General features: G+C 78.6%; 2 protein-coding genes and 1 pseudogene. All 3 read right to left on the bottom strand.

The features are described from left to right. Nucleotides 1-453, bottom strand: a pseudogene (locus PYV61_RS24170) (hypothetical protein); the annotation flags it as partial. A 76-nt stretch (nt 454-529) separates the two neighbouring features. Continuing rightward, the gene (locus PYV61_RS24165; RefSeq protein ID WP_275836434.1) at nt 530-1,003 is read right to left on the bottom strand and encodes a hypothetical protein; all 474 of its coding nucleotides are present in this window, start codon (nt 1,001-1,003) and stop codon (nt 530-532) included. Nucleotides 1,004-1,139: 136 nt separating this feature from the next. Then, nucleotides 1,140-2,470, bottom strand: a 1,331-nt coding sequence (locus PYV61_RS24160) for a BamA/TamA family outer membrane protein (RefSeq protein ID WP_275836433.1), incomplete at its 5' end; no start/stop codon positions are given.

Genomic DNA, 2,470 nt, shown 5'->3' with positions numbered 1-2,470 from the left:
CCCCGCGGGGCCCTGCGCTCCGGTCGCGCCGTGCGCGCCGGCGAGGCCGGCCGCGCCGGCCACTCCGGTCTCGCCGCGCTCGCCACGCTCCCCGCGCTCGCCCGTCGCCCCCCGCTCGCCGGCGTCGCCCTTCGCCCCCTTCTCGCCCGGCGTCCCCTGCGCGTTCAGCGTCAGCAGGGTGTGCGAGTCCTTGAGGCACTTCGCGGGGAGCCCCGCGGCACCGACGCGGTACGTGGTCCCGCTCCCCGGGACGACGCACACCTGCACGCGCGCCGTGTCGAGCTGCAGCGCCGACGTCGGCGCGCCGCCGAGCTCGCTCGCGGCCGGCGCCTGGGCGCGCAGCGCGAGGGGGGACAGGGAGGCGGCGATCAGGAGCCCCGCGGCGGCGGGGGCGCGGCGGTCCGGGGAGCGCGAGGCGCGCGGCGCGGCGGCGCGGGTACGGCGGGAGGGCATGGCGGGGAGCGGCAGGCTGGCGGATGCGCCTGCGGCGGGAGGCGCCGCGGGCGGGAGGGTCGGACGGAGGGGCGGGCTAGCGGACCGGCGCCGCGACCGGCGCCGCCGCGGCGCCGACGCTGACGGTCGGCAGCGCGAGCGCCTCGACCAGCGGGGCGATCGCCAGGCGGATGGCGGCCACCTCGACGGCGGCGCCGGGGGTGCCGCGCTCCACGGCGTCGAGCGCGTCGCGCGTGGCCGTGAGCGCGCGGCGGGCCACCGCGGCGTCGCGCGCGGCGCGCGCGGCGCGCAGCTGCTGGAGCGGCGTCCCGATGCGCGTGCGGTCCGCGGGCAGGTCCAGCGCGGCGACGAGGCGCGTCCCGGCGTCCTCGACCGCGTCGAGCAGCGCGGGCGACAGGGCGAGCGCGAGGTCGGCGCCGCACGACGGCTGCGCGACGCAGGCCGGATCGGTCGGCTCGGCGGGGGCGGAGTCGCCGGCGCACGCCCCGACGGCGGCGACCGAGGCGGCGACGAGCAGCGAGGCGGCGCGCGACCGGGCGCGGAGGTGCATCGGGTGTTGCATGCGGCAGACGGGCGGAAGTCGTGGGCGCGTCGAGCGTTGCGCTGACGGCCTCGGCCACAGGACGCCGAAGGGGACCGACGGCAACGCGTCGGCCCCCTCCGAACTCATCCGCCCGCTGCGGCGATCAGAACCGGACGTCGAGCGCCAGGTCGAATCGCGTCCGCTTCTGCGGATACAGCCCGCGCGACAGGTCCATCCGGAACAGCCCGTCGAGGATGGACAGCCCCACCCCGTAGCCGCTCAACGGGCGCCCGGGACGCGACAGGTCGCGGCGGTCGCCGGCCCACCCCATGTCGAAGAACACCGCCGGGCGCGCGCTGGTCGTGTTGAACCCGAGCTCCGAGCGCGTGAGCCAGAACGCGTTGCCGGCGTAGCCCGCCGTGTCGGGGCGCGCGAACTGCCCGCGCACCGTCTGGTAGCCGCCGACGTAGAACTGCCGCTGCACCGGCGCGTCGCCGGCGATCCCGCCGCCGGCCGCCGTCAGCGCCGCCGCGAACCGGCCGAAGCCGCGCGACACCGTCGCGTCGAGCACCCCGCGCCCGTAGCCGGCCGACAGCCCCGCGTCGGCCGCGGCGCCGCTCCAGTCGACGACGGCGCCCTCGGCGCGGGCGCGGGTGAACAGGCGCCACCCCTCGGGGTCGATCCCGAAGGTGCGCGACAGCTCGCCCCCGGCGCCCGCCAGCGACGCCTGCTGCGCCCGGATGTTCTCGATGAAGTCGGCGCCGGTGAAGGTCTGCGACAGCTCGCGCGTCGCCTCGCGCTGCCGCTCGGCGAACAGGCGCCACTGCAGCGGCGTGTTCCCCAGCAGGCGCTCGCGCGTCCCGCTCAGCTCCGCGCCGTACGTGCGGTAGTAGAACCCCTCGTCGCGCCCGTAGAGCAGCCCGGCCAGCGAGGCGCCGAGCGAGAGCGGCGAGCCCCAGTCGTCGTTGGCCACGCCCAGGCGGTGGAAGGCGCCCAGCCGCAGCGACTTCGCGCCGGTGCTGCGGGTGAGCGAGAGCTCGGCGTTGGGGACGAGATCGCTGGTGCCGAGGCGCAGCTGCGCGGCGGCGGTGTACCCCGCCCCGAGCGCGCTCGTCGCCTCCGCGGCCGCCGACAGCCCCTCGATGCGGTTGAAGCGCACCAGGTCGAGCCCCGTGCGCACGCGCGGGCGCTGCGGCGACCACCCCGGCTGCAGCCCGAAGTCGTCGAGCGCCTCGAGCAGCGCATCGCGCTCGCCGGCGCCGAAGACCGCCTCGCCCGGCTCGTAGATCGACCCGGGCAGGTCGGGGGAGTTGGAGAGCTTCGACGTGTCGCACGGCATCCGCACCGCGACGCGCAGGGCGCCGTCGTAGCGGGTGCGCGTGCCGGCGAAGTAGGTGCTGTCGCGCGCGCACTCCTCGCGGCGCCGCTCGATGCGGCGCGCGCTGGCGGTCGCGCGCCCGGCGCGCAGGCGGTGGCGCCGCGCCGCCGCCGTGT

The sequence above is a fragment of the Roseisolibacter sp. H3M3-2 genome (genome assembly GCF_029211165.1).
Lineage (GTDB): Bacteria > Gemmatimonadota > Gemmatimonadetes > Gemmatimonadales > Gemmatimonadaceae > Roseisolibacter.
Note: the sequence above shows the minus strand (reverse complement) of the source record. Positions and strands in the feature narration are given on the sequence as shown.